Genomic DNA, 25,887 nt, shown 5'->3' on the forward strand with positions numbered 1-25,887 from the left:
AGGCCCTGATCAATAAGGATATCTATATGGTTTCCCTATTTTCGAGTATAATGCCGTACCAGGCGATCCCCTGCCATTTGCAGCAGTTGTACCAGTACGACCATCAGCACGACTGCAACGATCATGACAGCCGTTTCATAACGGTAATAACCGTAGTTGATAGCCAGCGTACCCAGACCACCGCCCCCGATCATACCGGACATCGCCGTATAGGATACGAGTGTAACGACGGTAATGGTTAGTGCGGCGAGCAGTCCCGGCAGTGCCTCGCGCAACAGCACGCGGCGGATGATTTGCCCAGTTGAAGCGCCCATCGCTTGTGCGGCCTCAATGACCCCCTTGTCCACTTCACGCAGAGACGTTTCGACAAGACGTGCGAAGAAAGGGGCAGCCCCGATCACCAATGGCGGAATCGTACCCAGTACCCCGGTTGAGGTGCCTACCAACGATCGTGTAAAAGGAATAAGTGCAACGATCAAAATGATAAATGGTACGGAACGCAAAATGTTAACGATGAATGATAGTACAATGTATATCACTTTCATCAGAGTCAGCGAGGAGCGGCTCGCCAGGAACAATAATACGCCAAGCGGCAAGCCAATAATCAGGGTGAACAGCGCGGATGCCCCAAGCATTTGAAGGGTCTCCACCGTAGAATTCCATAGTTCTTCCCAACTCACTTGCGAAAAATCAAGTTCGCTCATTGTCCGATCACCTCCACATCAAGTCCTTGCCCGGACACTTCACGCAACGTATGCTCAATATCCTCCTGATTTCCTTCAAAACGAACGATGAGTTGTCCGTACGGTACGTTTTTGATGGTAGAGATCGTTCCCTGCAAAATTGCAAAATCAACGCCGGTATGACGGACCGTGCGCGATAAAATCGCATCATATGTTATGCTGCCCAAAAAGGAAATTCGCACCACCTGTGCCGATTCACCGCCACCTGAGGCCGCAATTGCTGCTTGCAACTCCTCGGCATGCTCAGACTCCCGTTGGATAAAGTCCTTGGTTACCTGGTGCTGTGGCTTCAAGAACACTTCCGCCACCGGCCCCTGCTCCACAATGTCGCCCTGATGAATCACGCCAACTCGATCACATATGCTTTGAATGACATGCATTTCATGCGTAATCAGCACGATGGTCAAATTAAAGCGCTGGTTAATATCCAATAGCAATTTCAAAATCGCCCCTGTGGTCTGCGGATCAAGCGCCGAGGTTGCCTCGTCGCACAGCAGCACTTGAGGATCACTGGCAAGCGCCCGCGCAATGCCTACACGCTGCTTCTGTCCTCCTGAGAGCTGTGATGGATATTTTCCACTGTGTTCTTCCAGACCCACCAGCTCCAGCAATTCTCGTACTTTCTTGTCCAGCTGCTGCTTGGGCGTGTTCACCAGGCGCAACGGAAATGCGATATTGTCATATACCGTCGCCGACGATAACAAATTAAAATGCTGAAAAATCATTCCGATTTTTCGGCGTTGCTTCTGTAACTGGGCTTGATTCACGGTGGTGAGATTCACGCCGTCCACCCATACTTCACCTGAAGTGGGGCGTTCCAATAAATTAATACAGCGGATTAGCGTGCTTTTTCCCGCTCCGGAGTGACCAATAACTCCATATATTTCTCCACGTTCTATAGAAAGGTTCAACCCGGACAGCGCACTAACGCGTCGGTTCCCTTTGCCATAATGCTTGGTTAACTGCTTAAGCTCTATCAACGTGCTGCGACCCCCTTCACTTTCCTTACCCTTTTAATCGGCTTCCATCTCTCTATTTGTTTATACAAAAAGAGCCCCTTTCACAGAATGAAAAGGGCCCCGCCATGCGAACCTTTTCTCATCTGCCAAAACCGCTATAACTCTAGCGGTTTTGTAGGAATTAGCACCATCATGTTTCCTCCCGGTATATTACACCGGGAGAAAACTGGTTGCCGGGCTTCATCGGGCCAGTCCCTCCACCTCTCTGGATAAGAAAAAATATGTTAAACTCCAGCTTTAGCTGTTCGTTAAGTTTATATTAAAATCATAATTCAAGCATTTTTCTGAAACTAGGTTTCAGTATAGATAGTTTACATAGCTTTGTCAAAGGATATTTTCCAACATAATTATGGACGCACTGCCCGGTTCCCCCATTGTTTCGCAGTATAAGAAAAAACGTTGGACAGCGATCGGCACACCATTTCCAAGCCCTGCTGCAAATCCTCCAGATGATGATCCAGATCTTCGAGTTGTATTTTGCCGTACAAAGCGCGATGCCGTTGCCAGAGATCATCCTGCATTTCCGTGTTCATATAGTGTATTTCCGTATTTCGCCGCTTACGCAGCCGATTAATGGGATCGGCATATGAGTTCTTAATATCATTCAAATTATCGGTCAATACAGGATGCATTTTGAGATACTTGAGCTGCCGCAGCACGGTAAAATACGAATAATGCGCCTTATACTGCCCTGTTTTTAAATTATACAGATCATTCATCCAGTTACCCAGCTTATCCAGAATGGAAAATACCCGCACAAATCCATCCTTATAAAAGAAGACATACAATGCATAGTCGGATTTTTCATCCTCGCTCATATCCCCGGCGTATCCGGCCTTCACTTTCATGCGGAAAAAGGCGGCCGCATGATGGCTCTGCTCCAGCTCATCCAGAGAGGACATCAGGCCGCGTGTCAAAATATCCGCCTTACGAAAAGCGTGGGTCGGATCACCACTGGCCTGAATTTGCCGCTCCAGCAGGTTTAACATGTCTGACATGCTATTCATGGCATCCAACAGGACGCCCTTGCTCACACGTGGCGGCTCGCCCAGCAGCTTGCGTATCATGCTCACGCCTCCTTATGACTGTAAAATCCGGTTGTTCAATTCAATTAGGGCGTCAAGCGAAATAACTCGTCCACCGTTGATCCACAAGCTTAACAATATCCTCACGCGGCAGCACTTCATCCGGGTAGCCCGGCTTCATGCGAGCATCCACTACAATCGGCAGCTTGTAGTTCAGATGATGCAAACGCACCTCGCTGTCGGCATACATATCTGTAGCCGGGTTAAAACGCGTGAATACCGTCCACAGGAACGAGGCTTGTGAGCGAACAACTTCCGTGGCATCATCCACGATAAAGACGAGCGGCCATTCTTGCTCACCCGCAGCCAGTCGTTCCAATACACGTGCTGCCAGTTCAGGCTCTTGCTCAAAGGTCGCCCCTGATACAACGAGGCAGCCTCCGCAATACGGCTTAATTTCACGAATACCTGGCAGGTCTCCTCCCTCATAGGTACGAGGCAATTCACGTATTGGCTCGCCTACACCCATCAAGATCGCTTTACTGCCATGATTCAGCTTACGGCCTGTATAATCGAGCGTATCGTGGGACGTATGATTGAATATGAACAAATCCCTTGCTGGATTGAATCGCTCCAGAATCGTTTCCAGCAGCAGGTTAAAATCAGATAAATCAATGACCCGGTCCGTCAGCATCAGGAATTTGGTTAATGACAATTGACCTTGACCCAAAATGGTAAAGCCGGATACCAGCGCTTCACGAGAGTAGCTTTCACGCACGACGGCTGCTGCCAGCGCATGTACGCCCGTTTCCGCATACGCCCATAGGGACTTGACGGAAGGCATCACAAGCGGATAGGCAGGCGACAACAGACGCTGTAAAAATTCGCCGAGATAATAATCCTCCTGGCGTGGTTTACCTACAATCGTTGCCGGATAAATGGCGTCCTTGCGGTGATACATATGCTTGACATGAAACACAGGGAAATCATGCTGTAATGAATAATAGCCAAAATGATCGCCAAACGGTCCTTCCGGACGGCGCTCATGAGGCGGTACATAGCCGCTGATCGCAAATTCGGCTTCTGCCGGAATCCGGTGACCCCCGAGCGGGTCTTCTGTCATCGGCAGCTTGCCTCCCATAATAAGCGAAGCGAGCAGCAGCTCGGGCAGGTTCTCCGGTGCTGGAGCAATCGCAGATGCAATCAGAGCGGGTGGACCACCGATGATTATCGTCGTAGGCAATGGCTCATTGCGCAGTTCGGCTTCATGATAATGAAAGCCGCCGCCTTTATGAATTTGCCAGTGAATTCCTGTCGTTTGATCATCATAAATCTGAATACGGTACATCCCCAGGTTATGGTCCTTGGCATGCCCCGGCTTCTCGGTATATACGAGCGGAAGCGTAATGAACGGCCCCCCATCCTCATGCCAGCTCGTTACTCTAGGCAGAGGAGCCAGCGGAGCATCTGTCCGCCGAACCCCCAATACAGGAGCTTCGCTATGCGATACCGTTTTTAGCCCTACTTTTAGCATGTCCTTAATCAGGCCACGTTCATTCCATAAGGCTTTGGGGGTAGGTGGAAGCAAGGTTTTGGTCGCTCCAACAATCGCATCCATCAGTTGCTCCGGACGAGGACCAAAGGCCATATCTACACGACGGTTCGTGCCAAACAGATTACTGGCTACAGGAAACGGGGTTCCTTTTACATTTGTGAACAGCAGTGCCGGTCCTTCTTCCTCAATGACTCTCCGATGGATCTCGGCCAGCTCCAAATAAGGATCGACAGGCGCTTCTATAATTTTAAGATCATTTTCTTTACGGAGCGCTTCAATAAATTGGCGCAAATTCTGGTAGATCAACTGGACGACTCCTCCTAAGCAAATCAAGCCCTCGAGAAACTCGTGGGCCTGGTTTGTTTCTTATATGCTATTATACGTGTTTAAACGCCTCTTGGGCAAAATATCCGTTTCATTATGGTCTAGGAAATGCTTAGGTACGTTGTGCCTGGGTCGGAACAAGCTTGCGATCCGGCGACAATTGCCATACACGATAGCTCAAATAACACAAAATGGAGAACAATGTGGCAATCACCAGCATATGCCCCAACACAACAAACATGTAAATTTCAGGTCTGGTGAAATACAGCAAGCTAATTCCAATAAGAACCTGAAGTGCTATTAATATGACCGAAACAACACCCAATACACGAATATCCCGATGCTTTGGGTGATAACGGTACGAGTAGTGGCCTACAGCCAGGATAATGACGAACAGCAGCCCGGCTGTAATCTGATGCAGCAGCAGCGGAGATATAATGCCGCCGAGATTTACAACCTTCTGGATGACGGAGTGACTGAGAAGCGCACCCGAATAGACAGCAATATACGTATAAATCGTCGATAGCCATATAAAGTTGCGATAGCCCCGGCTGACAGGTTCAGCCACCAATCGCGGAGTATAACGTGAGTCCGAATGCTCCTTCCACACCCCCAGCGTCATCATGGTCGCACTGGCAAAAGCGATAAGCGCAAAGCCGAAATGCAATCCCATGACTGCAGCCGATTGGGAAAACAAAACAGCCAACGCCCCCATGGCTCCCTGTATGATGACAAACATGAGTGTTAACAGCGAGAATAGCTGTAAATCCTTCCGATGCTTCATAAACAGCAAAAAGCCGACAAAGGAGGCGACAGAAAGCAGCCCGGCCATAGCGCTAACAGAACGGTGAGAGAACTCAATAAGGGATGCGATTGTATGCGCCGGAACCAGCTTGCCGTTACAAAGCGGAAATTCCCGTCCACAGCCGAGACCCGAATCCGTCCGTGTCACGACGCCTCCACCAAATGTAGCTAAAAACATGACAATACATGTTACGAGTGCCAGCCACTTTAATATTCTGATTTTGTTATTCAAAGAACTCACCCGTATCCTTCCAAATATAATATTTATTGACTTTATATGTTGTGAAATAATCACTTAAAGTAATTATAACTGATATATTGTTCCTTGACATACGTGTTTTGTTGACAAAATGTGAACGTGTCCGTAAGAAAGCCGCCTCCTTTGGCAGGAAGCGGCTTTCTGTTTGTCCTGATGTTTAAAGAATTCCCTTCGGAACCATCATACATGTACAGCACCCATTATTTCGCGAGGTTAGCATGTACTTCTACAGCCCGGTCCAAAAATTGCTCGATTTCCTCGCGCGATTTGCGCAGTTTGTTCACCAGACGCACCAGCTCTCGCCCTTCACTGTAAGCGATAAAGCTGGGAATACCCAATACATTTTGCTCCTGGCTGACGCTTTCGGCCTGCTCTACATCAATTTCAATCAATGTAAGCTTGTCTGCATATTGTTGTTCCACATCAGGCATAAACGGATCAATAAAATGACAGTCCACGCACCAGTCTGCCTTGAACACGGCTACCGTTACGCCTGGAGCGGATATTGCCTTATTAAAGTCTTCATGAGAGACGATTTTTTGCATGTATTTTTCCTCCTCTAATTTCGGTTGTAACAAGCACTTACTGCTTCTATTGTAAACCCAAATTGTACTTTTGATAAGACAAAGCCGATCTTGGCCAGACAATCCGCATCAGAATACCATTATTTTCTTGCACATACCATAAACAGCGGGGACGTTGAACTGGTCCAAACGGTGGAATAATCAATAAGGTTGTTCTGTTCATCATAGATTCGTTTTTCGATATCCAGATCCAGTACAATTTGTTTCATTCCGAGTGAGAGCAGAGCTTCCACATCCCACTGAGGGCGTTTCTTTCCGCAGATGTATAGTGATTTGGCGATGTCATTCCGTTCTCTCAGTTGTTGCTGGGTTTGTGTCGGATGAGAAGGCTTTTCTCCTCTTTCGTCAGCCTGTTTGAATGCCTGACCGTAGTTGGCGTCAAAATTCAAGAGGGTTCCGCCAGGCGCGAGTACACGGTACATTTCGCTGTATGCTTTTTGCGGATCAGGCAACGTCCATGTCACATTTCGAGTAATAATGAAATTGAAGCTGGCGTCAGGGAAATCAAGCTGTTGCGCATCCATTTGCCGAAAGGTTAAGCCAGTATAGCCAAGATTTCTTGCGTTGGACTCCGCGTTCATCAGCATGGCGTGGGAATAATCAATACCTGTAACATCACAGCCCAAGTCACGCATAATGAAAGCAAAAAAACCGGCGCCTGTGCCTAAATCCAAGACTTTCAGGGGGCGGGATGCAGGCATATGCTCTTGGATTATCTTCGTATATATCTGGCGTAACCCGCCTTCAAAGTCATGCATCCGCAGCCCGCTAAATTCATCCGCTCGTTCTGTCCAGTAGTCATTAATCCGTTCTTGCATCTGCCTCTACTCCTCCTGCGATACAGCTTCTTTTTTTGGTACCGGCTATCGAAACCATCGTAACCGGAATATCATACAGTTCTTCCATGTTCTTCTCCGTGACCACTTCATCTGGCTCTCCAAAATGAACAAAACAGCCATTTTTCAGCACTGCCGTATAATCGGCAACCTCCAAAGCATGGTCAGGATAATGGGATGTCATAATGATGCCGACTCCTTTTTGCTTCAAGCTCTTGACGATTTGCAGGAAACGAAACTGATTTCCAAAATCCAGATGGGAAGTAGGTTCATCCAGCAACAAGATTTGCGGTTCCTGGGTTAAAGCAGCAGCCATCATCACGAGTTGGCGCTCACCACCCGAGATATTGGTGTAAATCTTCCCGGCCAAATGTTCGATACCCAAAAAAGACAAGTTGTCCAGTGCGACCAGCTTGTCTTGTTTTCCCGGTGCTGAGAGATAGCCCAGGCGGGCGGTTCTCCCCATCGTGACCACATCCAGAACGGTAAAAGGAAATGTTGGCGTGTGCATTTGTGGAATATATGCAATGCAAGAGGCCAATGTTTTGGTACTGTAGTTTTGGATGGGTCTGTCATCCAGATATACCTGTCCTTTGCTTGGGTTGTGCTGGTTGACCAGGCATTTCAACAGCGTACTTTTGCCTGTGCCATTGGGTCCTAGAATGCAAAGCACGTTTGGAGAAGTGACCTCAAATGAAATGTTGTGGAAGATTTCCCGCCCGTTTTTGTAGTGAAAAGCCAGGTTCTCTGCCGTAATTTTCATTACCAGTTCACCTTCTCTCTAAACATGAAGTAGGCAAATAAAGGTGTGCCGACAATCGCTGTAATGACTCCCAGAGGGATTTCTTCTGCCGTGAGCGTTCGGCATAAATCATCAATAAGCAAGAGATAAGAAGAACCAAGGCAAATACAGGCAGGCAGTAATTTCCGAAAATCAGGTCCAACCAGCATTCTGCCCAAGTGAGGAATGACCAGTCCTACCCAGCCAATCACGCCTGAGATACTGACCGCAGCGGCTGTTAAAATACTGCAGCAAACAATAATGATAATCCGGTCGCGTCTGACATCGACCCCATATGACTTCGCTTCTTCATCGCCCAGGCTCAATACATTCAGCCTCCAGCGAAACAACCAGATGACAGCGATAAATATTACAAACAGTGGCAACGCAGTCAACAGCAATGTCGTGTTGACCGCAGACAAGCTGCCCATCAGCCAGAATACAATGGCAGGGAGTTTCTCGAAAGGGTCTGCGACGAATTTAATCAGTGAAACAAGTGCCGAAAACAACGAGCCGACAATGACACCGCCCAAAACCATTGTAATGGTTGAATTTTTGGCTCGCAGACTAAACAGAAATGTTAGACCCACGGCAACCAGACTAAAAATCATCGCAGATGCCTGAATAGCAAATGAGTTATTCAGCAACAGAATAGCCAATGCGGCTCCAAATCCGGCGCCGTTGGAAACACCCAAGGTGTAGGGCGATGCCAGGGGGTTGCGAAATAATCCCTGGAAAACAGCACCTGATACTGCTAACCCGGCGCCAACCAGCATTGCAGCAATGGCCCTCGGCAGCCGTACCTGTACAACAATGTTCTCAGCCAAAGCTGTCCAGGTCTGATCGGAAGGAATCAGTTTGCTCAAGAGAATTCGGGATACCTCTGTTGTTGTTACATGGAATTTACCCATCATGAGAGACAAGACGAAGACAACAACAGGCAAAATAATCAGGAACCCCCAAACCGCGTGAGGAATTATGGGTTTGATCTTCTCATAATGTTTTGAAATCGTACGCATCCAGACTAATCCTTTCTGCACTGTAAAAAACAATCACTGCATTAGCAGTGATTGAAGGGCAGTTATTCTTGTTCTTTATAAGCGATGCCATAGAATTTCTGGTAGAAAGATTGAACCATTGCGTCCAGATCAACGTCTTTGAACGCTTCCGGATACAAGGTTTTTGCCAGCCAGATTTCTCCTAGTGCCATAGATTCCGGTGTAGGATTACCCCATGGTTTTGTATAGTCTGGTGCGATAATCAGCTTGTTGTTTTTCACAGCGTCAATAGCTGCCCAGGCTTTATCTTTTTTAATGTCATCCAGTACAGATTTGTAACGGCTTTGGACAAAAATCACTTCAGGATTCCATTGAGCTACCTGCTCAACGCTAACTTGCTTGTATCCCTTGATGGTTTCGGCAACATTACGAGCGCCGGCTTTGGCCATGGCCGTACCCACATATTTACCCGTCCCGTATGTATACATTTTTTCATTGGCCATGTACACTTTGATCCGACTATTCTCGGGAACTTCATTCAAGTGTTTGGCTACAATAGCCCGATTTTTGACAACATAGTCCCATAATTCAGTTGCCTGTGCTTTTTTATCCGTAATTTGACCAATCAGGTTGATCGCTTGTTTAAGTCCTTCGGTGTAGGCTTCATCTGGATTGACAAGATCAGGATGGATCGTGGATGCCTGTTCTTTGTCTGCTACATATAAAGTGATGCCCACGACGGGGATGCCCAGTTGTTCAAGTTTGGCAATGGATTCTTTCGGAACCTGGTTGGATACAAACACCACGTCCGGCTTTAAATCAGCGACGGCTTCTACATTTAATTCCGAGATCGTCCCCGGAGTTGCCAAATTTCGGATTCCTGGAAAAACATCGGCAGTATAGCTTCCAAGCAAGCTTTCCCAGTCACTCAGTACACCTACCAGCTTGTCCTGAGCATGTAGTTCAAGCATGATATCCAACGTGTGGTGTTGGAGAGCTACGATTCTTTTTACGTTTTTCGGAATTTCAACCGTTCTGCCCAATTGATCGACAATAGTATAGGTTTGTTTGTCAGCAGTGGTGGCCTGACTGCCAGATTGAGTTTCACTGGTTGGTTTGGTTTGATTTCCACATCCATACAGGGGCAACGCCAGTAAAAACACACACAGAAGCATGACTAAGATGACTCGACGGTTTTTCATTCAATTTTTCCTCCCAGTTTATAAAACACATGATGTAAAGTGAGTTCTCTATTTCTAGCACACACTAACACAGGATTATAAAACAGGAAGAACGATAGTTCAATGATATATTTAACTATACCTTGATATATATAAATATATCTTGATATATATAGACAGTTATACATTGATATATATAGCTATATCTTGATATATATAACTATACATTCATGGTTCATGAACAGAAAAGGATTCGATTCCCCACCATAGATTGGAATACCTGCTATTAAGGCATACTAGAGCATATAAGGGAATGCATCTGAATACTGTGAAAGGAAGTAATCAAAACAATGTCTCTCACCGAATGGTTTCATATAGCAACAAAGCAGCTTCAAGACGGGCTAAAGCTGCTCGGTACTGTTCCGCGTGTTGCGGAGGAGGCTTGGGAGGGCAAACGGGCAGCCTGGACCGAATCCCGCAAGCTGCGTTATCCATTGCATGAGCTGCCGTGGGATAATCAAGCCGCGCAGGCTGCAATGGATGAAGCCGAAGCACTCATGCTGACGAACGGACCGGCTACGCGGCCCTCTTCGTTAAATATGCCTTTATGCGAAACAGACTGTGAGCTGCTGGAACGAATCAAGAACGATACCGCACAGCAGAATCGCAGCAATATCACACGGACCGCCGCTTACCTCGACTGCTATCGCGGCTATCCAGAATTGCATTGGGCCCTGCTGGCCCATCTCGTTTCCCGCAACGGCGGTTACAATATGACCGATCTCAAAGGCGGTCTGATTGGCAACCTGTTTGGCGAACAGGAAAAGGAGTGGCTGTATCGGCTGCTGGAGCGCTGTAACGCTCTTATTTTTCAAGACGCGTATCCGCAGCTCCAACTGTACATGCACAGCCGTCGTTTGGGCCGGAGTTGCTTTCATTTATTGCCCTATTTTCACGTATCGCCTTTCATGAAACCCTTTTGGGAACGCTTCTGGGCTTGGCGGGATAGCTCTCTGTTGACTGTCGCCCTTATTATTAACGAACAGAACTATATTGAGGGCCGTGTTGTGAAGGACCCGTATTTTCAAAAATTTGTGATGCACAAGCCGGGCTTTTATTTGCATGATTGGCTTCAGCTCAACCAGATTATATTTCCGCTCGGATTGAATGGCGGGCTCGCCGGACTGGTGATGGAACGTTTTGGTCATCTGGGCGAACGGATCGGCTTTGGCAAAAGCCTCTATGCCATGCTGTTTGGCCACCAGCAGGTGCTGGATCAAGTGTCAGCCTTCGTGACCAGCGTGCCGCATACCGGTTCACGCAGCGACTACTGGCCTGGGCTGTTCACCTCGTATGAACAAAAAGCGCTGCGCTCTTTTCAAGAGAACGCAACGCTTTTAGCACATGAATGGCTGCCGCCGGGAAAACGTCTGTACAGCCCCGAACTGAATGCCGTCTGGTCGGATACGGCTTATGATCCGATTCCCCGTTATGACTGGTTTCAGGACGGCTCCACGCTTGGGCATCTGAGCGAGCCAAGGCGACCGCTATTATTTGCGATGCGGCATGAGCATCGCCACGGCATCCAAAAAACAGCCATGGCCCACGACACCCATGCCAGCCTCCGGTCTTTCCACTGAGAAAGCTGAAAGCTATCTATGCTTCTTTAGCCTTGTTGTCCTGAAGACTGACGCTGTAGACGCATCAGCGGACGCAGTACTTTTTGCAGTATACGCGGATAATTGCCCAGCTCGTCCCTGCGAAGCACGCCCAGGACTACCAGCAGCACCAGGTAGCATACCAGTACAACCGCTCCGGCAATACAGCATGCGATGAAGAAGGCCACCCGTGCAGACATAAGCTGTACCAGCAGAATGCAAGCTTCATTTACACCGTAGCCGATTGCTCCCGAGACGACGACTGCGGTCAAAAAGCCTGCCCAGCGACGGCCCATGATGGAGAAGGAAACAATCCCTTTGAGTACACGCAAATTCAACAGTGTAATGACGAGGAAACATAATCCGGTCGCGCCAATGATGCCGTAAATTCCAAGCCAGCCGGCCAGCAGCCAGCTCGCGACAAATTTAACCACGATACCGACCATGACATTAACCATGGAGATACGCGGCTTGCCCATACCGATCAAAATCGAGTTGGACGTCATCATTGTAATCTGGAATATCGTACCCAGCGTCAAAACAGCGATAATCCCGCTGCCTCCAAGTGAGCTGAACAGCAAGCCATTAATGGAATAGGCGGTTACACATAAGGCCAGCACAATCGGCATTCCAGTCAAAATCGAGATACGCAAGGCCAGCGTCATCTGATTTTGCAAATGGCGCTCGTCCTTGCGGGCAAAAGCCGCCGAAATGATTGGAATGAGCGATTGGCTGAGCGCAATGGCCAAAATCGGGGGAATTCCCGCTACACTTTGCGCCCGCGACCCTAGATAACCCAATTGGGTAGTAGCCATATCCAGTCCAATTTGGCCGGATAGCAATCTAACCACAATCGACGTATCAATAAAATTGACCGCCGGAACTGTCAGGGATGACAATACAATGGGAATGGACAGCGTGAAAATGTCTTTGTAAATGCGCAGCATCGGCAGCGGAGAGCTTTCCTCTTGGAATTGCTCTTGTCGATCCTGGCGATCTTGACGGCGTAATTTCACCGTGTAATACAACATAACCGCCAGAGCGCCAATACTTCCCATGACTCCCCCAAAGGATGCCCCGGCCGCAATCTCGCGGTCTCCATAACCCAGCTTCAAAATAATAAAAGCGAGTAAAATAGCGGTCGCCACCCGTGCAACCTGCTCCACAATTTGTGATATACCGCCTGCGGTCATATTACCCCGCCCCTGGAAGTACCCGCGCATCATGGCAATGGCAGGAAACAGCAGCAAGGCTGGTGCCAAAGCCTGAATAGCCAAAGCGGACTGCGGAACTCCTGCTACATGCTCTGCAAAATAAGGCGCTCCAAAATACAGCACCAGTGTAATGATGATGCCTGCCGCGGCCGCGAATAGCAAAGCCGCATGATACACACGCCGCGCTTCCGAAGGCCGATTCAGCGCATAGCGTTCTGACACCATTTTGCTTAATGTGCTAGGAATGCCAGCTGTAGCCACTGTGAGCAGCATCAAATAAGCGTTGTTCGCAATGGTAAACGAGGCGTTCCCCACGGAACCAAGCAAATGTTCCAATGGAACACGCTGTACCAGACCAAGTACTCTGGCCACCAGGGCAGCAGCGGCTAAAATAAGCGTGCCTTTAAGGAATGTTTCTTTATTGGACAAAATGCGTTCCCTTCTTTCTTGCTGTTCACATGCATGCAAAAGCTCCGCAAAAACAGTCATGGCCTGAGCCATCACCGGTGCGGAGCCGCATATCGATTCTGTCTCTGCAAATCATAATAACGAGCTATCCGTTATAACACCCAAATCAAGAATACTATAATCATAGCAAGCTGCAATATCACTTTCATGGCGGTACTGGTAAACAGCCCCAGTACAGAGCCAAAGCCCACTTTTACAGCTTTGTCCAGCGGGGCTTTGCCTATCAGCTCACCCAGCACAGCGCCGATAAATGGCCCCAAAATCAGGCCGAATGCCGGAATAACGAAGGGACCAATAATAATCCCGACCGTGCTGAGGATCGCCGACAGTCGCGAGCCGCCAAATCGCTTGACTCCCCACGCATTAACCGCATAGTCCGCAACAAAAAGCGCAACAACAATCAGTGTTTGAATGATCCAAAACAATGCATTATATGGAGCAAACGAGAAAAACCAACCGTAAACAAAAAAAGCAAAATAGATGGCGAGTGCCCCCGGCAATACGGGATATACCGCCCCGGCCATGCCAACAATGAACAGCACGACAATCACAATCCAGCCTATAACGTCCATGGGCCTCCTCCTTCTTGTCTATTCATCCTGTATGCAGCCTCATGTGTTCTATTAAAATGTTCTATTCAACAAGTATATAATCGCGGATAACTTCTGCAATACCATCATCGTTATTGGAAGCCACAACCAGATCAGCCGCTTCTTTTACCGTGTCCTGAGCATTCCCCATCGCTACGCCCAGTCCAGCCGCTTGAATGACAGCCAGGTCATTCAGACTGTCGCCAACGGCAACCACCTGTTCCATGGTAATTCCCAGCAGATCGCACACTTCAGCGATTCCACTGGCTTTGGATATGCCAGCCGGGTTAATTTCCAGATTCGTCGTCGAAGAGTTGGAAATTTCAAGTCCCCCCATATCCTGAAGCTTGAGCAAAATTTGATGGCGAATCTCGTCATTTTCCGTATTATAACCGAATTTGAGCCATTCCTGTGTGTCTAATGTATCTGGCCAACGGTCCCTGTTATATAATTCCTCCGTTGAGTAAGCCCAAAACCAGGAGTCTGTTTCTACAGCAATCTGATGCATCTTGCGAACAAGCTCCCGATCAAGCAAATAACGGCGCCACAACTCATGAGGTGATTTCCATACCTCACTGCCGTTTACCGTTACCATTGGCGTGTCCAAGCCGAGTTGCTGGCCATAGGGCAGAGCATGCATCGCCGCCCGTCCGGTGGACAAGCATACGTGAATCCCCTCCTGAATCGCCTTGTTAATCCAGTTAATCGTATCCAAGGTAATCTCATGATTGTCGTTCAGCAAAGTTCCATCCATATCGAGCGCAAGCAGCTTGTATTTATAATGTTTCTCTCCCATGGTTTCTCTTCCTCCTGTATGTCCCATATGTCCAACGACATTTTACCATGAAAAAGAGAAGCCCACAAAAAAATTCAAGCACTTACTTCGATGTCTGCGGCTTTTTTGGGATACCATCCAGCCCGTACACCTCGTCATATGCATCAAATATTTTACGCGCCACCGGCCCTGCGCTCGTCGCGCCAAAGCCCCCTTCGGGAATAATGACCGCTACGGCCAGCTTCGGATTTTGCCGCGGTGCAAAAGCGATGAACACCCCGTTATCTTTAACCGTACGTCCCACCATCTGCTCAGAAGTCCCTGTTTTCCGGGCATAATCATACGGAAATCCGTTAAATGCTTTAACATCCGTAGCCATGCCGTGGATGACCGTATTCCAGTACGTTTCGGAAAAAGCAACCTCATTCAGCACCTTCGGCTTCAATTCACGCACGAGATTCCCTTGATCATCCACAATCTTACTGACCAAATGCGGCTGCATACGCTTGCCCTTTGTTGCCAATACAGTCGTATACTGGGCGAGCTGCATCGTCGTGTATTTCCCTTGTTGACCGAAGGACGCCTGCACCAAGCGCGTCAGCGCACTTTCCTGCTTGCTCATATACTCAAGTCTGCCCGCCCATTCCCCCGGCAAATCTACTTCAGTCGGCACGCCTAATCCGAATTCCTTCATATACTTGTCCCAAACATCAATACCCTGATGCACGCCTACATTACTTCCGTACTTGTCATACAATGGCTTGCCCACCATATCCACCATAAACGTATTGGATGAGAACTCAATGGCTTTGTCCGGGGTCAAACTACCGTACACATGTCCGCCCGAATTACCGACCCGGCTAGATTGGTTTTTACCATAATACGCGCTCCCTGTATCCAAATAAGTTTGTCCGGGTGAAAACAAGTTTTCCTTCAACCCGATCAGCACCGTGAGGGGCTTAATGGTTGAACCCAGTAACACGGAGGACTCCGGGTGAGGACCCGATTTTCCACTCGGTACAGATTTAATCGTTCCGTTCCCCATTTTATGCTGAATTTCGTTATATACCGAAGGCGAAGTACTTCCCGTTTTCCATACATTAGGGTCATAATCCGGCATACTGGCCATCGCTACGATATTCCCTGTCTCGACCTCCATCGCTACAGCAAAGCCCGTGGTGGCATCTTGGTGGAGCTTCCCGGATACCGTATGCGTATGAAGCCAATGAAGCTGATCCATAATCGCTTGCTCGGTTTTTTGCTGAATTTCCTTGTTGATGGTGGAATAGAGATGATGTCCTTTTTGCGGAGGAGTAATCGATTCTACTCCCTCCGGCATGCTGCGCGGATTGACTTCCACCGTTTTATAGCCGTTTTTTCCTCTCAGCTCGTCCTGGTATTGCAGCTCTAGGCCATCATATCCGACCGTTTCACTTTCCAGGTAAACCTGTTCCGGTCTTAGAACCTCCGAATTGGCTTGGAAAAGCTCTTTATATTTGGGCCGGTTCGCACGGGCACCTTTGAACTTGTACATATATCCAATCGCTTGGACTGCTACCCGATCCGGGTCATAATGACGTACATTCTCTTCTACGATCTCCACGCCGGGAAATTCCTTTTTGTGCTCCAGAAAATATGCGATTTCCTCCCGACTTAGATCGGATTTGATCAGACGTGGGGTGAAGCCCCTATATTGACTATAGTCCGGGTCCAAACGCTTCTTAATTTCCGCTGCATCAAGCTTTTCTCCCTCTTGATGCCCCAATTTATTTAATTTGGCAGCAAGCTTATCAGCAAACGCATTCAGTTCAGGAAGCAGCTTTTCTCCAGGCTTACGGCCTTTCTCTGCACGCTTGCTATAATCCTGTGACAAGGTCACATACAGAGATTGTACCGGAGTCGAATACGCCAGCTTGACCGTACCCGTAGAGTCATAAATCGTCCCACGATTCGGAGCTAACGGGATATTTTTGGTATTTACAGACTGCTGTAGCCCCTTCAACTCCTCGGATTGCACAAACTGCAGTATAGCCAGTCTGGTAATGATAAGGGCAAACAGCATAAAAGCACTGAAAAAAACAAGGTTCGTTCGCAAGGTCGTCTGCTTTATTTGTGTCTCTTCGTTCTCTTCATTGTTTTTCTTTTTGAATGAAAATTTTTTATCCAAACCACTTTTGTTCATACTGGCTGGTCATTACTCCTTTCTGCTTGATCTCACATTTTGGTCCCATATTCCTGATCCTACCACAATTCATGTAAATAACGATGAAATTGGCGATTACAATTTTGTAAGAAATCATATAAAAATAACAAAAAAAACTTCCCTCAGCACAATGGCTAAGAGAAGCTTTATTAAATGATATTGTTGTATGAGATTATGGCTGTTTGCCTGCATTCGGGTCGGTTGCCGTGGTATCCTTTTTCTTAGGTACTCCGTCCAATCCATAAACTTCATCATAGGCATCAAAAATTTTGCGTGCTACAGGTCCGGCGCTCCAAGCCCCGAAGCCTCCTTCAGGAATAACTACCGCTACCGCCAGTTTTGGATTCTGTCGAGGGGCAAATGCAATAAACACCCCGTTATCCTTTAACTTGCCGCCTACGCTTTGCTGTGATGTACCCGTTTTACGTGCAAAATCATAAGGGAAACCATTAAATGCGCTGACGTCTGTCGCCATCCCGCGTATAACTTCATTCCAGTAAGCGTCCGGGAAGTTCACTTCATTCAACACTTTAGGCTTAATCGTCTGGACTACATTGCCGTTGGTATCTTTAATTTGGCTGACCAAATGCGGCTCCATCCGTTTGCCCTTGTTCGCAATCATCGCTGCATACTGGGCAAGTTGCATAGGCGTATATTTACCTTGCTGACCAAAAGAGGCATATGCCAGCTTAGAAAGTGCCGATTCTGATTTACTCTTGTACTCGAGCAGTCCCCGGAATTCACCTGGCAAATCTACTCCTGTGGCAACGCCTAATCCAAACTCCTTCATATAACGGTCCCATACATTAACACCTTGGTCTTCTTCAGCATTATTGATATATTTGTTATATAAACGTTTGCCCACCATATCGACCATAAATGCATTCGATGAATGTCGAATAGCAGAAGCTGGATCAAGCCCACCGTACACATGACCCGAAGAGTTCCGCACCCGTGACGAATTGTTTCGTCCGAAATAAGCCGCCCCGGTATCTTGATAATACGTATTTGTCGTAAAAAGTCCTTCCTCTAGTCCAATAAGAACGGATAGAGGCTTAACCGTCGATCCTAGCAGCACAGTCGAATCTGGATGCTGTCCGCTCTGACCGGAACCAAAGTTTTTAATAGTACCGTTTTGATAAACATGTTCAATCTCTTTATATTGGTCATTTGAAATAGTGCCATTCTGCCAAATATTCGCGTCATAATCTGGCATGCTAGCCATCGCTACCACATTCCCCGTGTCTACTTCCATAGCAACCGCAAAGCCTGTTTTGGCATAAGGATGCGTACTGCCTGATACAGCATGTGAATGGAGCCATCTCAATTGATCCATAATGGCAGCTTCCGTCTTAACCTGAATTTCTTTGTTAATCGTGGAGTAAATGTTGTCTCCCTTTTGCGGAGGAGTAACGGAATCTACGCCTTCTGGCATATTACGCGGATCAATCGGGACGGTTTTGTAGCCATTTTTCCCCCGCAGTTGTTCCTGATATTGCAGTTCCAGTCCATCAAAACCAACAGATTCGTTATCCATATAAATGAGGCCAGGATCATTATCTGCGGAGAGTGACTTCTGAATTTCTTTATATTTAGGCAACGTTTCACGCGCACTTTTATAGCTTTTAATGTAGCCGACTGTTTGGACAGCCACCGTATCAGGATCATAATGGCGTACGGTTTCCTCGACCACATCTATTCCGGGAAACTCGCTCTTATGCTGCATGAAATAGGCGACTTCTTCTTTACTGAGATTGGTTTTGATTAAACGGGGCGTAAAGCCGCTAAATCGTTGATAGTTCCGGTCCATCGCATCCATTATTTGTGCTGCGGTCATTTTCGGCTCATTTTTATCACCATATTCAGCAAAGCGATTTGCCAGCCTTTGCGTCATATTCTCCAGCTCAGGCAACAGCTTTTTATCATTATCGCGCAACTTTTCCACGCCGTCGCTGTAGTTTTTGGAGAGTGTGATGTACAGCGATTGTACAGGTGTAGAATACGCCAGCCTGTTCTGTCCGGTCGAATCGTAAATCGTTCCGCGAATCGGCGTGAGCGGTACATTTTTGGTAACATTACTGGCCTCCTGCTGCTTAAGCTGGGGCCCCTCCACAAATTGAAGTATCGCCAATCTTACGATAATGACAGTAAATATAATGAACGAGCTGAAAAAGAACAGGTTGATCCTGAAGCTGAATCTTTTTCGGTCGGACGACTCGTTGTCTTTTCCCTGCTCGTTGTCCATCTTTCTCATGTGCCCTTCTCCACTCCTTTTAAATCACTTTATCCTTGATATGTGTCTGGGCAAAACCAGGCGGATTAAACCAGTTCCCGCTTTGTGCCCAGGTCGGGTCTAACGGTACCCACTGATCCCGCCCGCTTAAATACACTTCATTCCAGGCATGTGAACCATAGCCCCCCTGTCCGTTGTATCCCAGTCCGGTCACCACTTTGACCTGAAGTCCCTGAGATCGGGCCATCATTGCATACAGACGGGCATAATCGATGCAAACTCCCTTACGTGTTTCAAACGTGTCTCTGGGAGTCTGCTCATGCCAGTCGCCACGCTGTTCATAGGCTTCTACTTTACCGTAATCATAGCTGATGCGGGTGCCTACCCACTCATACAGCGCTTTGGCCTTTTGCTCGTCACCGCTAGCCCCCTGTGTAATCTTGGCCGCAGCTTGATTGATATCGTTCGGAATTTCACGGTCGATTATTTCGTATTTACGCTGCATGATGCCGTTTAATTCCTTGGTAACGGCCTGCGTAAATACGGGCAGCTTATCCTTAATCAGAGTACCGGATAACGGTTCAATGACTGATTGCGCTCCCTGCTTATAAATTGGTGAAGCCTGCACATAGCTGCTGAATCCGCTGTCCGGGTATAAGCTTACACCTATGAACAACAAGGCTATCACTATGATGGCGCGTGCTCCGCCGATCACCGTACCAATCCCGGCTCCGGCCATCCTGCTGAAAAAGCCTGATTTTTTTTGCTGCTCATGAGCAGGGGAATCCGACCTGCCACCTACTACCAGTACATAAATCGCACGCAGAACAAATTGAGCGATCGCATAACTAAGCATAAATAATACGGCAAACCGCAGTAGCGGAAAACCCTCTAAACCTGCCACAAGCGTATAATAAAATTGCTCGATCCCGCTTAGTCCTCGCTGCGGCAAGTGCTCCATATATGCTGCCAGCCATTGCTGCACCTTCGGTGAAAGCCACATGGCTAACCCAAGCGAGCACAAAATACCCGCCACAGTGAGTATGCCATCCACGATGAGACTAAACAGCGCACCTACAGATCTGGAAGCTCCTCGCCTCCACCCTTGTATCAACGACAACAGTACGATGGCGATCAGAAACACCGTCACGCCATTCCAATGAAGAACAGACTCTAGCCAGGATGGGTTCATTGTGCTCCTCCTGTCTTATGGCGACTGCGGCGACTGTGTAACAGCCAAGCCTTTCGCACTTTCGATATATTTCTTGACTGTATCGCTCATACTCCACTCGCCCAGCGACATGCCCTGATACCATACCTTGACCTTGTCACCCTCAAACGGACCTTTTACTTCCAGATTGGAGCTGGTTACCGAAAATGTACCATCCCCATTGGACGTGTATTTTGCATTTTGGCCCTCTTTTATCATCATGTTCAAAGCCTCGCTCTGAACCTTGTTAATCGCATCATCCTTTGCCTGAGTAACGACCTTGCCGACCTGCTCAAAGGAGATACCACTGTAGATTAGCAAGCCTGCAACCACAACAATGACGATCAGCCATTTTAAAAGAGTTTTTACAATATTCAATATGACAAACAATAGGACAAGCCCAATCAATATATACAGCCAGTTATCCTGAACGATCTGCCAATTATGTTGCAAAAACTCTGTCCAGACGTTCTTATCCATTTCGCTACACTCCCATTTCAACTGCATGATTCAAATTGCAAAATTGTCTCTGTAATTATACATGATTCCATGATGTCCTGTCAGCTTAGCTCTTTCCCGCTGCATGTTCATTCAAATCTTGTCCGTACAAAATGGTCTATGTTCGTCCACTCCCGCGTACTACTTAGGAAGGGCCGATACGAACCAGTATGAAAATTTACATTAGGGAAAGGGGGTCATCCACTTGAAAACAGCTCTCTGGCTGTATCTCTTTTTGTTCATTGCCTTTTTTGACCTGCATGCACAATATCCTATTCTGACACCATTCGCTATTTCCCTGGGTGCGGCACCTACCTTTATCGGCTGGATGATGGGGATTTACTCCCTGACCCACTTGCCTGGTAATTTGATGGCCGGACCCATGGTCGACAAGCACGGCAGCCGCCGATATATTATGTTCAGCCTGACAACCGCAGGCATCATCCTTATCATTCAATCGTACATCCACACCCCGTGGGAATTACTTTTTCTGCGTGCGATTAGCGGTTTTGTGCTGGCCTTTTTGTCCCCTGCCTGTCTGGCTATGCTGGCACAGCTATCCGATCATCCGGTTACACAGGGCAAATATATGTCAGGACACGGCGTCGTCCACACGCTGGCCTCTGTCCTGTCTCCAGCAGCGGGAGCGTTCATCGTAGCCAGCTTCGGCTTTAGTGAGACATTCAGCTCCCTTGGCATCATTCTCGTAGTCACGGGACTTATGGCGTATTTCACCTTGCCTAAAGCGGCCCCCGCTCCACAGGCCCAATTATCGGACGGACAAACGACACCTGCTCCATTATCCGGGTCACAGCCACTTATACCATTCAATTGGCGTTATCTGTTCCTGCCTTTTGTTTTAGCATGCGCACAAGGCATTTTATTTTATGAGATCCCATTGCGGAATAACGGTTCTGCGTCCATGATGTCCACCGGATTGCTCTTTTCCATCATCAGCTTGGGAGCGCTCTGTACGCTCAGCCTGCTTTTTCTAAACAAATATTCACCGATGGTGCGGCTGATTTGCGGCATTATTCTAATGTCCCTAAGCTTCTACGCACTCGCCATCGTACCCGAAGCGATAATCGGCATTATTCTTTTTATTTTGGGGACAGCCAAAGGCATCATTTTCCCTGCACTTGCCTCTCTCTTTATACGGCTTGGAGGTACACGACTAGGTAAAACCTTTGCACTGCAATCTATTGCAACATCCATCGGCTCCTTTGCTGGGCCTGTCCTGGCGGGTCAGCTGCCAGATAATCTGTCTCCTTTTTTTGTCGCATTCTTAATTCTAATGCTCGGTTTGCTGCTTATTCCTGTAAAGCGCTTATCTTCGACACCGCCATTATCTGCCCCCGGACCCTATCATTCCAGCTAATTTAAGATACGGCTACCTTTATAGCCCAAAATGATGCTCCAGAGGGCAAATGCACAGTACCAAATATCCCTACCAACATAGACTAATTTGACTGAGCAATTTATTAAAAAAGGGAGGTGCAGCCAGTGAGCCACTGTCATCCTGTAAGCCCTTGCCATGTTTTAGGAACCTCAACCGGCACCATTCTTGTTCTCTATGTTCTTCTCGTCATCATTCTCCGTACTTGCTGGATTTAATATCTGAATTGCCCTAACATGCCGTCTTTGTATCCATGCCTGCCACTTCTGGCGGGCTGTTTTATTGTTTTTTGCATGAGAACCTCATTTGGAGCTACACTATACACATATTCTTCATTTCCCGGGGAATTTCGAGCACAGGCATCAAGCAGGGGGTGGCAAGATGGCAATTACCGTCATTGTCGAAGGAAAAAATGACCGCAGTAAACTTCGCCGATTACTTGACTCGGAGGTTCACATTTTGTGCACCTTCGGCACATTAAACACTACAAAACTGGAATCCCTCCGCAAGCATGTCAAGGATGACGAAATATACTTATTTATGGACAACGACAGCTCCGGGAAGAAAATACGGGGTGTGCTTGCAGACACTTTTCCGGATGCACATCATGTGTATACCCGCAAAGGATATGCCGGCGTTGAAGGCACTCCTGATGAATATGTGATCGCTCAATTGGAAAAGGCAGGGCTGGAGGAATATATTTTATATCCACCTGTCCTTTAGTCTGAAAAACAAATATAGCTGTCCGCAGGCTGCTTTGATGCCTGTTGGACAGCTATAGGGTGACCCTAACAAATGGTACTAACATTCATGTTAGAACTTATGAACCGTATCAACGATCATCAGCAGGAAGCTGAGTGTCAGATGATTAATGGAAAAGAAAAATACTTTTTTAGCCCAGGAATCCGTTTCTTCTTCCTTAATCGTAAAACCTTTAAAGGCATAAAATGCCCAAAGGACAGACAATAACACGGACACAATCATGAAAATCATACCGGCATACCCATAAGCGTACATAAGAATGGGTACCGGAATCAACAACACAATATAAGGAATCATTTGAATCTTAGTCCGATGAATGCCCTTCACGACTGGCAGCAATGGAAATCCTGCCGCACGATACTCCTCAACTCGGCGAATCGCAAGTGCCCAGAAGTGAGGCGGTTGCCATAAAAACAACAGAGCGAATAAGAGCCATGCGCCCATGTCAATACGACCGGAAACAGCCACATAACCGATTACAGGTGGCATTGCCCCTGAAATACCGCCGATAGATGTACTCCATGTAGACGATCTTTTCAACCAAAGTGTATAAATACCGACGTAAACGAACATGCCAAGTATGCCCAGTAGTCCTGCCTTGAAACCAGAGAAGGAGAACAGCACAACCAACCCGGCGATGCCCAAAATAATAGCGTATGACAACACCGTTGTAGGGGTCAAACGCCCTGTTGGTAATGAGCGATTACGTGTACGTTCCATCTTCATGTCCAACTCACGATCAAAATAGTTGTTAAAGACACAAGAAGAGGCCATAATCAGCATTGTACCTAAAAGTGTAAGAATTAACTTTATATAGTCAACGTCCCATTGTGAAGCTAACCAAAAACCACCAAAGGCTGCAACCAGATTTGTACGAAGAATACCTGGCTTGGTGACTGTAATAAAATCTTTCCATGTGCCCGCTTTACCGGGTGGCTTAGATTTCACTGTGTAAGCAGCCGCATCCGAAGAAGCCTTATAACTGATGTTATCCATTATGAGTAACTCCCCCTTAGAGATATATGAATTCGGGAGTAAGTTCAACTCCGATATAAATTTTATCATACCTTCCCCCTAAAAAGTTTGACAGAAAACGCACAAAACGTTCACAATTGGGCGGTAAATCGACCCTGTTGATCGTTTAGAGTAAATTTGGGTAGTAATAAGTAGAGGAAAATTCAAAGGAGCGACAGATATGGATACAGCCACACACTTTGTCATGGGGGTCGGGTTGGCCGGGCTGGCCTACACTGATCCTGCCGTCGCCGGAGATCCAAAGTTGGCGGCAGTCATTCTGCTCGCGACGGTTGTAGGGTCACAAGCTCCGGATTTTGACACCCTGTTTCGGTTGAAGAACAATGCAGCCTACATTCGCAATCACCGTGGACTGTCACATTCCATTCCCTTCTGGTTCATATGGATCTTGTCCATAACGGGACTGATTTGCCTTATTTTCAGGGATGTGTCCGCAGGCCATGTAGCTCTCTGGGTAACGATTGCCGTCTGCCTGCATGTGTTCACCGATTTGTTTAATACGTATGGGACACAGGCATTCCGGCCTTTTACGGACAAGTGGATATCATGGAATATCATCCACATCTTTGATCCCTTTATTTTCGGCACCCATGTTGCTGCGATTATGCTGTGGATCACCGGATTGATTCCACCCACTCCCTTATTTATTACACTGTACGTCGCTCTTGGCTTGTATTACATTTGGCGCACCTGGAATCATTTCCGTCTCAAAAATTGGGTACGTGATATGGACGACGAGCGCCGGCAGGGAAATAACTATTATATTATCCCCACGGTTTCATGGAACCGGTGGCATGTGGTAAAAGCACACCAGAATGGAAGTTATGACATTGGCAGATTAAATGGAAAGCATTTGTTTTGGACGAAGCATGCGGTCCCATCCACACATCCGGCCGCAGAAGCTTCCAAATCCTATCGCGATGTGCAGTCATTTCGTTATTTTTCCTCCTTTGCCGTTGCCGAGGTGGAGGAACTGGAATGGGGCTACGTTGTGCGGTGGGCGGATGTAAGGTATCGTCACCGAAAACAATATCCATTCGTCGCCGTCGTCGCGATGGATAAGGAGTTCAAACTGATCAACAGTTATATCGGCTGGCTCAGTCATGAAAAAATGCAAAAACGCCTCTCTTTGCATACAAATTAACAATTGCTTGTAAGCAAACCGCCAACCTTGTGAACGACAAACAGCAAGTCTCCTGTGATCTTGGAGCTTGCTTTTTTTGCTGGTCGAAAAAATTACACCCTCATGAAGTGCTAGATGAAAGCGCCCTCTTGACGAAGCGGACTTGCGTGATCCACAATGGTCATAAGCCATACGCAAAAAAAACCCGGAGCATGAATACTCCGGATTTTCTTTCATCACAGTTGTTCATAATACAGCTTCCAAGATGGAGCGCTTATGTGTATTACTGCATGCGGCTGCTGCCAGACAAGGATTGCTCTGCTTGTTGGACCAGCTTTTTCGTGATGTATCCCCCAAGGGATCCTGTTTCACGGGAAACGACATTACCATAGTAACCGTCCTGAGGGATGGTGATGCCCAGTTCTTGAGCGGCCTCATATTTTAATTGTTGTAAAGCGGCGTTGGCCTGCGGTACTTGCAGGTTGTTTGAACGACGTCTGCTCATATTTGAATCTCCTTTCAGTTCTTTGTGAGTGAGGTTCATTGCAAGCTTGCAAGATTATTATGGCTCGCTTACACCTGCTTATTCCTGAAATTCAACATTCGAAGCTGG

23 protein-coding genes, 1 pseudogene and 1 riboswitch are annotated in these 25,887 nt (G+C 47.4%); of the genes and pseudogenes, 5 read left to right on the forward strand and 19 right to left on the reverse strand.

Annotated elements, in window-relative coordinates; all coding sequences use genetic code 11:
- Positions 1 to 35 precede the first annotated feature (35 nt).
- From KQI_RS0110105 to KQI_RS0110150, 10 genes are all read right to left on the reverse strand, one after another.
- On the reverse strand, positions 36 to 704 hold the full coding sequence (locus KQI_RS0110105) for a methionine ABC transporter permease (protein ID WP_010346659.1): 669 nt from the start codon (positions 702 to 704) through the stop codon (positions 36 to 38).
- A complete protein-coding gene (locus tag KQI_RS0110110; protein ID WP_010346661.1) occupies positions 701 to 1,723 on the reverse strand; it encodes a methionine ABC transporter ATP-binding protein in 1,023 nt (340 codons plus the stop codon). The genes KQI_RS0110105 and KQI_RS0110110 overlap by 4 nt, the downstream gene beginning before the upstream one ends.
- Before the next feature lie 115 nt (positions 1,724 to 1,838).
- Positions 1,839 to 1,978: riboswitch (SAM riboswitch) on the reverse strand.
- Positions 1,979 to 2,109: 131 nt separating this feature from the next.
- Positions 2,110 to 2,829: a Cthe_2314 family HEPN domain-containing protein gene (locus KQI_RS0110115; RefSeq protein WP_010346662.1), complete on the reverse strand. Its 720-nt coding sequence runs from the start codon at positions 2,827 to 2,829 to the stop codon at positions 2,110 to 2,112.
- A gap of 52 nt (positions 2,830 to 2,881) precedes the next feature.
- Entirely contained in the window at positions 2,882 to 4,648 is a 1,767-nt protein-coding gene (locus KQI_RS0110120; protein WP_010346663.1) for a UbiD family decarboxylase, read from the reverse strand.
- 130 nt (positions 4,649 to 4,778) lie between these two features.
- Positions 4,779 to 5,711, reverse strand: coding sequence for a COX15/CtaA family protein (locus KQI_RS0110125; RefSeq protein WP_010346664.1), 933 nt, complete (start codon positions 5,709 to 5,711; stop codon positions 4,779 to 4,781).
- Positions 5,712 to 5,929: 218 nt separating this feature from the next.
- A complete protein-coding gene (locus KQI_RS0110130; protein ID WP_010346665.1) occupies positions 5,930 to 6,274 on the reverse strand; it encodes a thioredoxin family protein in 345 nt (114 codons plus the stop codon).
- 119 nt (positions 6,275 to 6,393) lie between these two features.
- Positions 6,394 to 7,131, reverse strand: a complete 738-nt coding sequence (locus KQI_RS0110135; RefSeq protein WP_010346666.1) for a class I SAM-dependent methyltransferase — start codon at positions 7,129 to 7,131, stop codon at positions 6,394 to 6,396.
- Complete coding sequence (locus tag KQI_RS0110140) at positions 7,115 to 7,912, reverse strand: ABC transporter ATP-binding protein (RefSeq protein WP_010346667.1); 798 nt, start codon at positions 7,910 to 7,912, stop codon at positions 7,115 to 7,117. Before KQI_RS0110140 ends, KQI_RS0110135 begins: the two co-directional genes overlap by 17 nt.
- Positions 7,912 to 8,949 carry a FecCD family ABC transporter permease gene (locus KQI_RS0110145; RefSeq protein ID WP_010346668.1) on the reverse strand — a complete coding sequence of 346 codons (1,038 nt, stop codon included), beginning with the start codon at positions 8,947 to 8,949 and terminating at the stop codon, positions 7,912 to 7,914. The genes KQI_RS0110140 and KQI_RS0110145 overlap by 1 nt, the downstream gene beginning before the upstream one ends.
- Positions 8,950 to 9,011: 62 nt before the next feature.
- Complete coding sequence (locus KQI_RS0110150; RefSeq protein WP_010346669.1) at positions 9,012 to 10,130, reverse strand: ABC transporter substrate-binding protein; 1,119 nt, start codon at positions 10,128 to 10,130, stop codon at positions 9,012 to 9,014.
- Between the two features lie 329 nt (positions 10,131 to 10,459).
- Between KQI_RS0110150 and KQI_RS0110155 the strand changes: the two genes are divergently transcribed.
- Positions 10,460 to 11,749: a DUF2515 family protein gene (locus KQI_RS0110155; protein ID WP_010346670.1), complete on the forward strand. Its 1,290-nt coding sequence runs from the start codon at positions 10,460 to 10,462 to the stop codon at positions 11,747 to 11,749.
- A 26-nt stretch (positions 11,750 to 11,775) separates the two neighbouring features.
- Here the strand turns inward: KQI_RS0110155 and KQI_RS0110160 are convergent, their stop codons facing one another.
- The 7 genes from KQI_RS0110160 to KQI_RS0110190 all read right to left on the reverse strand — a co-directional run bounded on the left by KQI_RS0110160 (position 11,776) and on the right by KQI_RS0110190 (position 20,940).
- Positions 11,776 to 13,410 carry a putative polysaccharide biosynthesis protein gene (locus KQI_RS0110160; RefSeq protein ID WP_029390105.1) on the reverse strand — a complete coding sequence of 545 codons (1,635 nt, stop codon included), beginning with the start codon at positions 13,408 to 13,410 and terminating at the stop codon, positions 11,776 to 11,778.
- A gap of 131 nt (positions 13,411 to 13,541) precedes the next feature.
- Positions 13,542 to 14,021 carry a DUF456 domain-containing protein gene (locus KQI_RS0110165; RefSeq protein WP_010346672.1) on the reverse strand — a complete coding sequence of 160 codons (480 nt, stop codon included), beginning with the start codon at positions 14,019 to 14,021 and terminating at the stop codon, positions 13,542 to 13,544.
- Positions 14,022 to 14,082: 61 nt separating this feature from the next.
- Positions 14,083 to 14,835 carry a Cof-type HAD-IIB family hydrolase gene (locus KQI_RS0110170; RefSeq protein WP_010346673.1) on the reverse strand — a complete coding sequence of 251 codons (753 nt, stop codon included), beginning with the start codon at positions 14,833 to 14,835 and terminating at the stop codon, positions 14,083 to 14,085.
- Positions 14,836 to 14,917: 82 nt separating this feature from the next.
- Entirely contained in the window at positions 14,918 to 16,996 is a 2,079-nt protein-coding gene (locus KQI_RS0110175) for a peptidoglycan D,D-transpeptidase FtsI family protein (protein WP_010346674.1), read from the reverse strand.
- 193 nt (positions 16,997 to 17,189) lie between these two features.
- The gene (locus tag KQI_RS0110180) at positions 17,190 to 19,271 is read right to left on the reverse strand and encodes a peptidoglycan D,D-transpeptidase FtsI family protein (RefSeq protein ID WP_010346675.1); all 2,082 of its coding nucleotides are present in this window, start codon (positions 19,269 to 19,271) and stop codon (positions 17,190 to 17,192) included.
- Positions 19,272 to 19,290: 19 nt separating this feature from the next.
- Positions 19,291 to 20,442 (reverse strand): transglutaminase domain-containing protein, encoded by a 1,152-nt coding sequence (locus KQI_RS0110185; protein ID WP_010346676.1) that lies wholly within the window; start codon positions 20,440 to 20,442, stop codon positions 19,291 to 19,293.
- A 15-nt stretch (positions 20,443 to 20,457) separates the two neighbouring features.
- The gene (locus KQI_RS0110190; RefSeq protein WP_010346677.1) at positions 20,458 to 20,940 is read right to left on the reverse strand and encodes a hypothetical protein; all 483 of its coding nucleotides are present in this window, start codon (positions 20,938 to 20,940) and stop codon (positions 20,458 to 20,460) included.
- A 223-nt stretch (positions 20,941 to 21,163) separates the two neighbouring features.
- Between KQI_RS0110190 and KQI_RS0110195 the strand changes: the two genes are divergently transcribed.
- The 3 genes and pseudogenes from KQI_RS0110195 to KQI_RS0110200 all read left to right on the forward strand — a co-directional run bounded on the left by KQI_RS0110195 (position 21,164) and on the right by KQI_RS0110200 (position 23,077).
- Positions 21,164 to 22,336: an MFS transporter gene (locus tag KQI_RS0110195; protein WP_010346678.1), complete on the forward strand. Its 1,173-nt coding sequence runs from the start codon at positions 21,164 to 21,166 to the stop codon at positions 22,334 to 22,336.
- Positions 22,337 to 22,503: 167 nt separating this feature from the next.
- Positions 22,504 to 22,572, forward strand: a pseudogene (locus KQI_RS29795) (YjcZ family sporulation protein); the annotation flags it as partial.
- A gap of 163 nt (positions 22,573 to 22,735) precedes the next feature.
- Positions 22,736 to 23,077, forward strand: a complete 342-nt coding sequence (locus KQI_RS0110200; protein WP_010346679.1) for a toprim domain-containing protein — start codon at positions 22,736 to 22,738, stop codon at positions 23,075 to 23,077.
- 90 nt (positions 23,078 to 23,167) lie between these two features.
- Here the strand turns inward: KQI_RS0110200 and cyoE are convergent, their stop codons facing one another.
- Positions 23,168 to 24,112 (reverse strand): heme o synthase, encoded by a 945-nt coding sequence (gene cyoE / locus KQI_RS0110205; protein ID WP_010346681.1) that lies wholly within the window; start codon positions 24,110 to 24,112, stop codon positions 23,168 to 23,170.
- 199 nt (positions 24,113 to 24,311) lie between these two features.
- Between cyoE and KQI_RS0110210 the strand changes: the two genes are divergently transcribed.
- Positions 24,312 to 25,295, forward strand: coding sequence for a metal-dependent hydrolase (locus tag KQI_RS0110210; RefSeq protein WP_010346682.1), 984 nt, complete (start codon positions 24,312 to 24,314; stop codon positions 25,293 to 25,295).
- A gap of 262 nt (positions 25,296 to 25,557) precedes the next feature.
- Here the strand turns inward: KQI_RS0110210 and KQI_RS0110215 are convergent, their stop codons facing one another.
- Entirely contained in the window at positions 25,558 to 25,779 is a 222-nt protein-coding gene (locus KQI_RS0110215) for an alpha/beta-type small acid-soluble spore protein (protein ID WP_007431985.1), read from the reverse strand.
- Positions 25,780 to 25,887: the final 108 nt, after the last annotated feature.

It is taken from the genome of Paenibacillus peoriae KCTC 3763 (assembly GCF_000236805.1).
GTDB lineage: Bacteria > Bacillota > Bacilli > Paenibacillales > Paenibacillaceae > Paenibacillus > Paenibacillus peoriae.

Bases quoted from the DNA above. Each gene is read 5' to 3' on its own strand.
- KQI_RS0110105 (WP_010346659.1), bottom strand. From the start codon at position 704: ATGAGCGAACTTGATTTTTCGCAAGTGAGTTGGGAAGAACTATGGAAT.
- KQI_RS0110115 (WP_010346662.1), bottom strand. From the start codon at position 2,829: ATGATACGCAAGCTGCTGGGCGAGCCGCCACGTGTGAGCAAGGGCGTC.
- KQI_RS0110130 (WP_010346665.1), bottom strand. From the start codon at position 6,274: ATGCAAAAAATCGTCTCTCATGAAGACTTTAATAAGGCAATATCCGCT.
- KQI_RS0110135 (WP_010346666.1), bottom strand. From the start codon at position 7,131: ATGCAAGAACGGATTAATGACTACTGGACAGAACGAGCGGATGAATTT.
- KQI_RS0110140 (WP_010346667.1), bottom strand. From the start codon at position 7,912: ATGAAAATTACGGCAGAGAACCTGGCTTTTCACTACAAAAACGGGCGG.
- KQI_RS0110145 (WP_010346668.1), bottom strand. From the start codon at position 8,949: ATGCGTACGATTTCAAAACATTATGAGAAGATCAAACCCATAATTCCT.
- KQI_RS0110150 (WP_010346669.1), bottom strand. From the start codon at position 10,130: ATGAAAAACCGTCGAGTCATCTTAGTCATGCTTCTGTGTGTGTTTTTA.
- KQI_RS0110155 (WP_010346670.1), top strand. From the start codon at position 10,460: ATGTCTCTCACCGAATGGTTTCATATAGCAACAAAGCAGCTTCAAGAC.
- KQI_RS0110165 (WP_010346672.1), bottom strand. From the start codon at position 14,021: ATGGACGTTATAGGCTGGATTGTGATTGTCGTGCTGTTCATTGTTGGC.
- KQI_RS0110170 (WP_010346673.1), bottom strand. From the start codon at position 14,835: ATGGGAGAGAAACATTATAAATACAAGCTGCTTGCGCTCGATATGGAT.
- KQI_RS0110175 (WP_010346674.1), bottom strand. From the start codon at position 16,996: ATGAACAAAAGTGGTTTGGATAAAAAATTTTCATTCAAAAAGAAAAAC.
- KQI_RS0110180 (WP_010346675.1), bottom strand. From the start codon at position 19,271: ATGAGAAAGATGGACAACGAGCAGGGAAAAGACAACGAGTCGTCCGAC.
- KQI_RS0110185 (WP_010346676.1), bottom strand. From the start codon at position 20,442: ATGAACCCATCCTGGCTAGAGTCTGTTCTTCATTGGAATGGCGTGACG.
- KQI_RS0110190 (WP_010346677.1), bottom strand. From the start codon at position 20,940: ATGGATAAGAACGTCTGGACAGAGTTTTTGCAACATAATTGGCAGATC.
- KQI_RS0110200 (WP_010346679.1), top strand. From the start codon at position 22,736: ATGGCAATTACCGTCATTGTCGAAGGAAAAAATGACCGCAGTAAACTT.
- cyoE (WP_010346681.1), bottom strand. From the start codon at position 24,112: ATGGATAACATCAGTTATAAGGCTTCTTCGGATGCGGCTGCTTACACA.
- KQI_RS0110210 (WP_010346682.1), top strand. From the start codon at position 24,312: ATGGATACAGCCACACACTTTGTCATGGGGGTCGGGTTGGCCGGGCTG.
- KQI_RS0110215 (WP_007431985.1), bottom strand. From the start codon at position 25,779: ATGAGCAGACGTCGTTCAAACAACCTGCAAGTACCGCAGGCCAACGCC.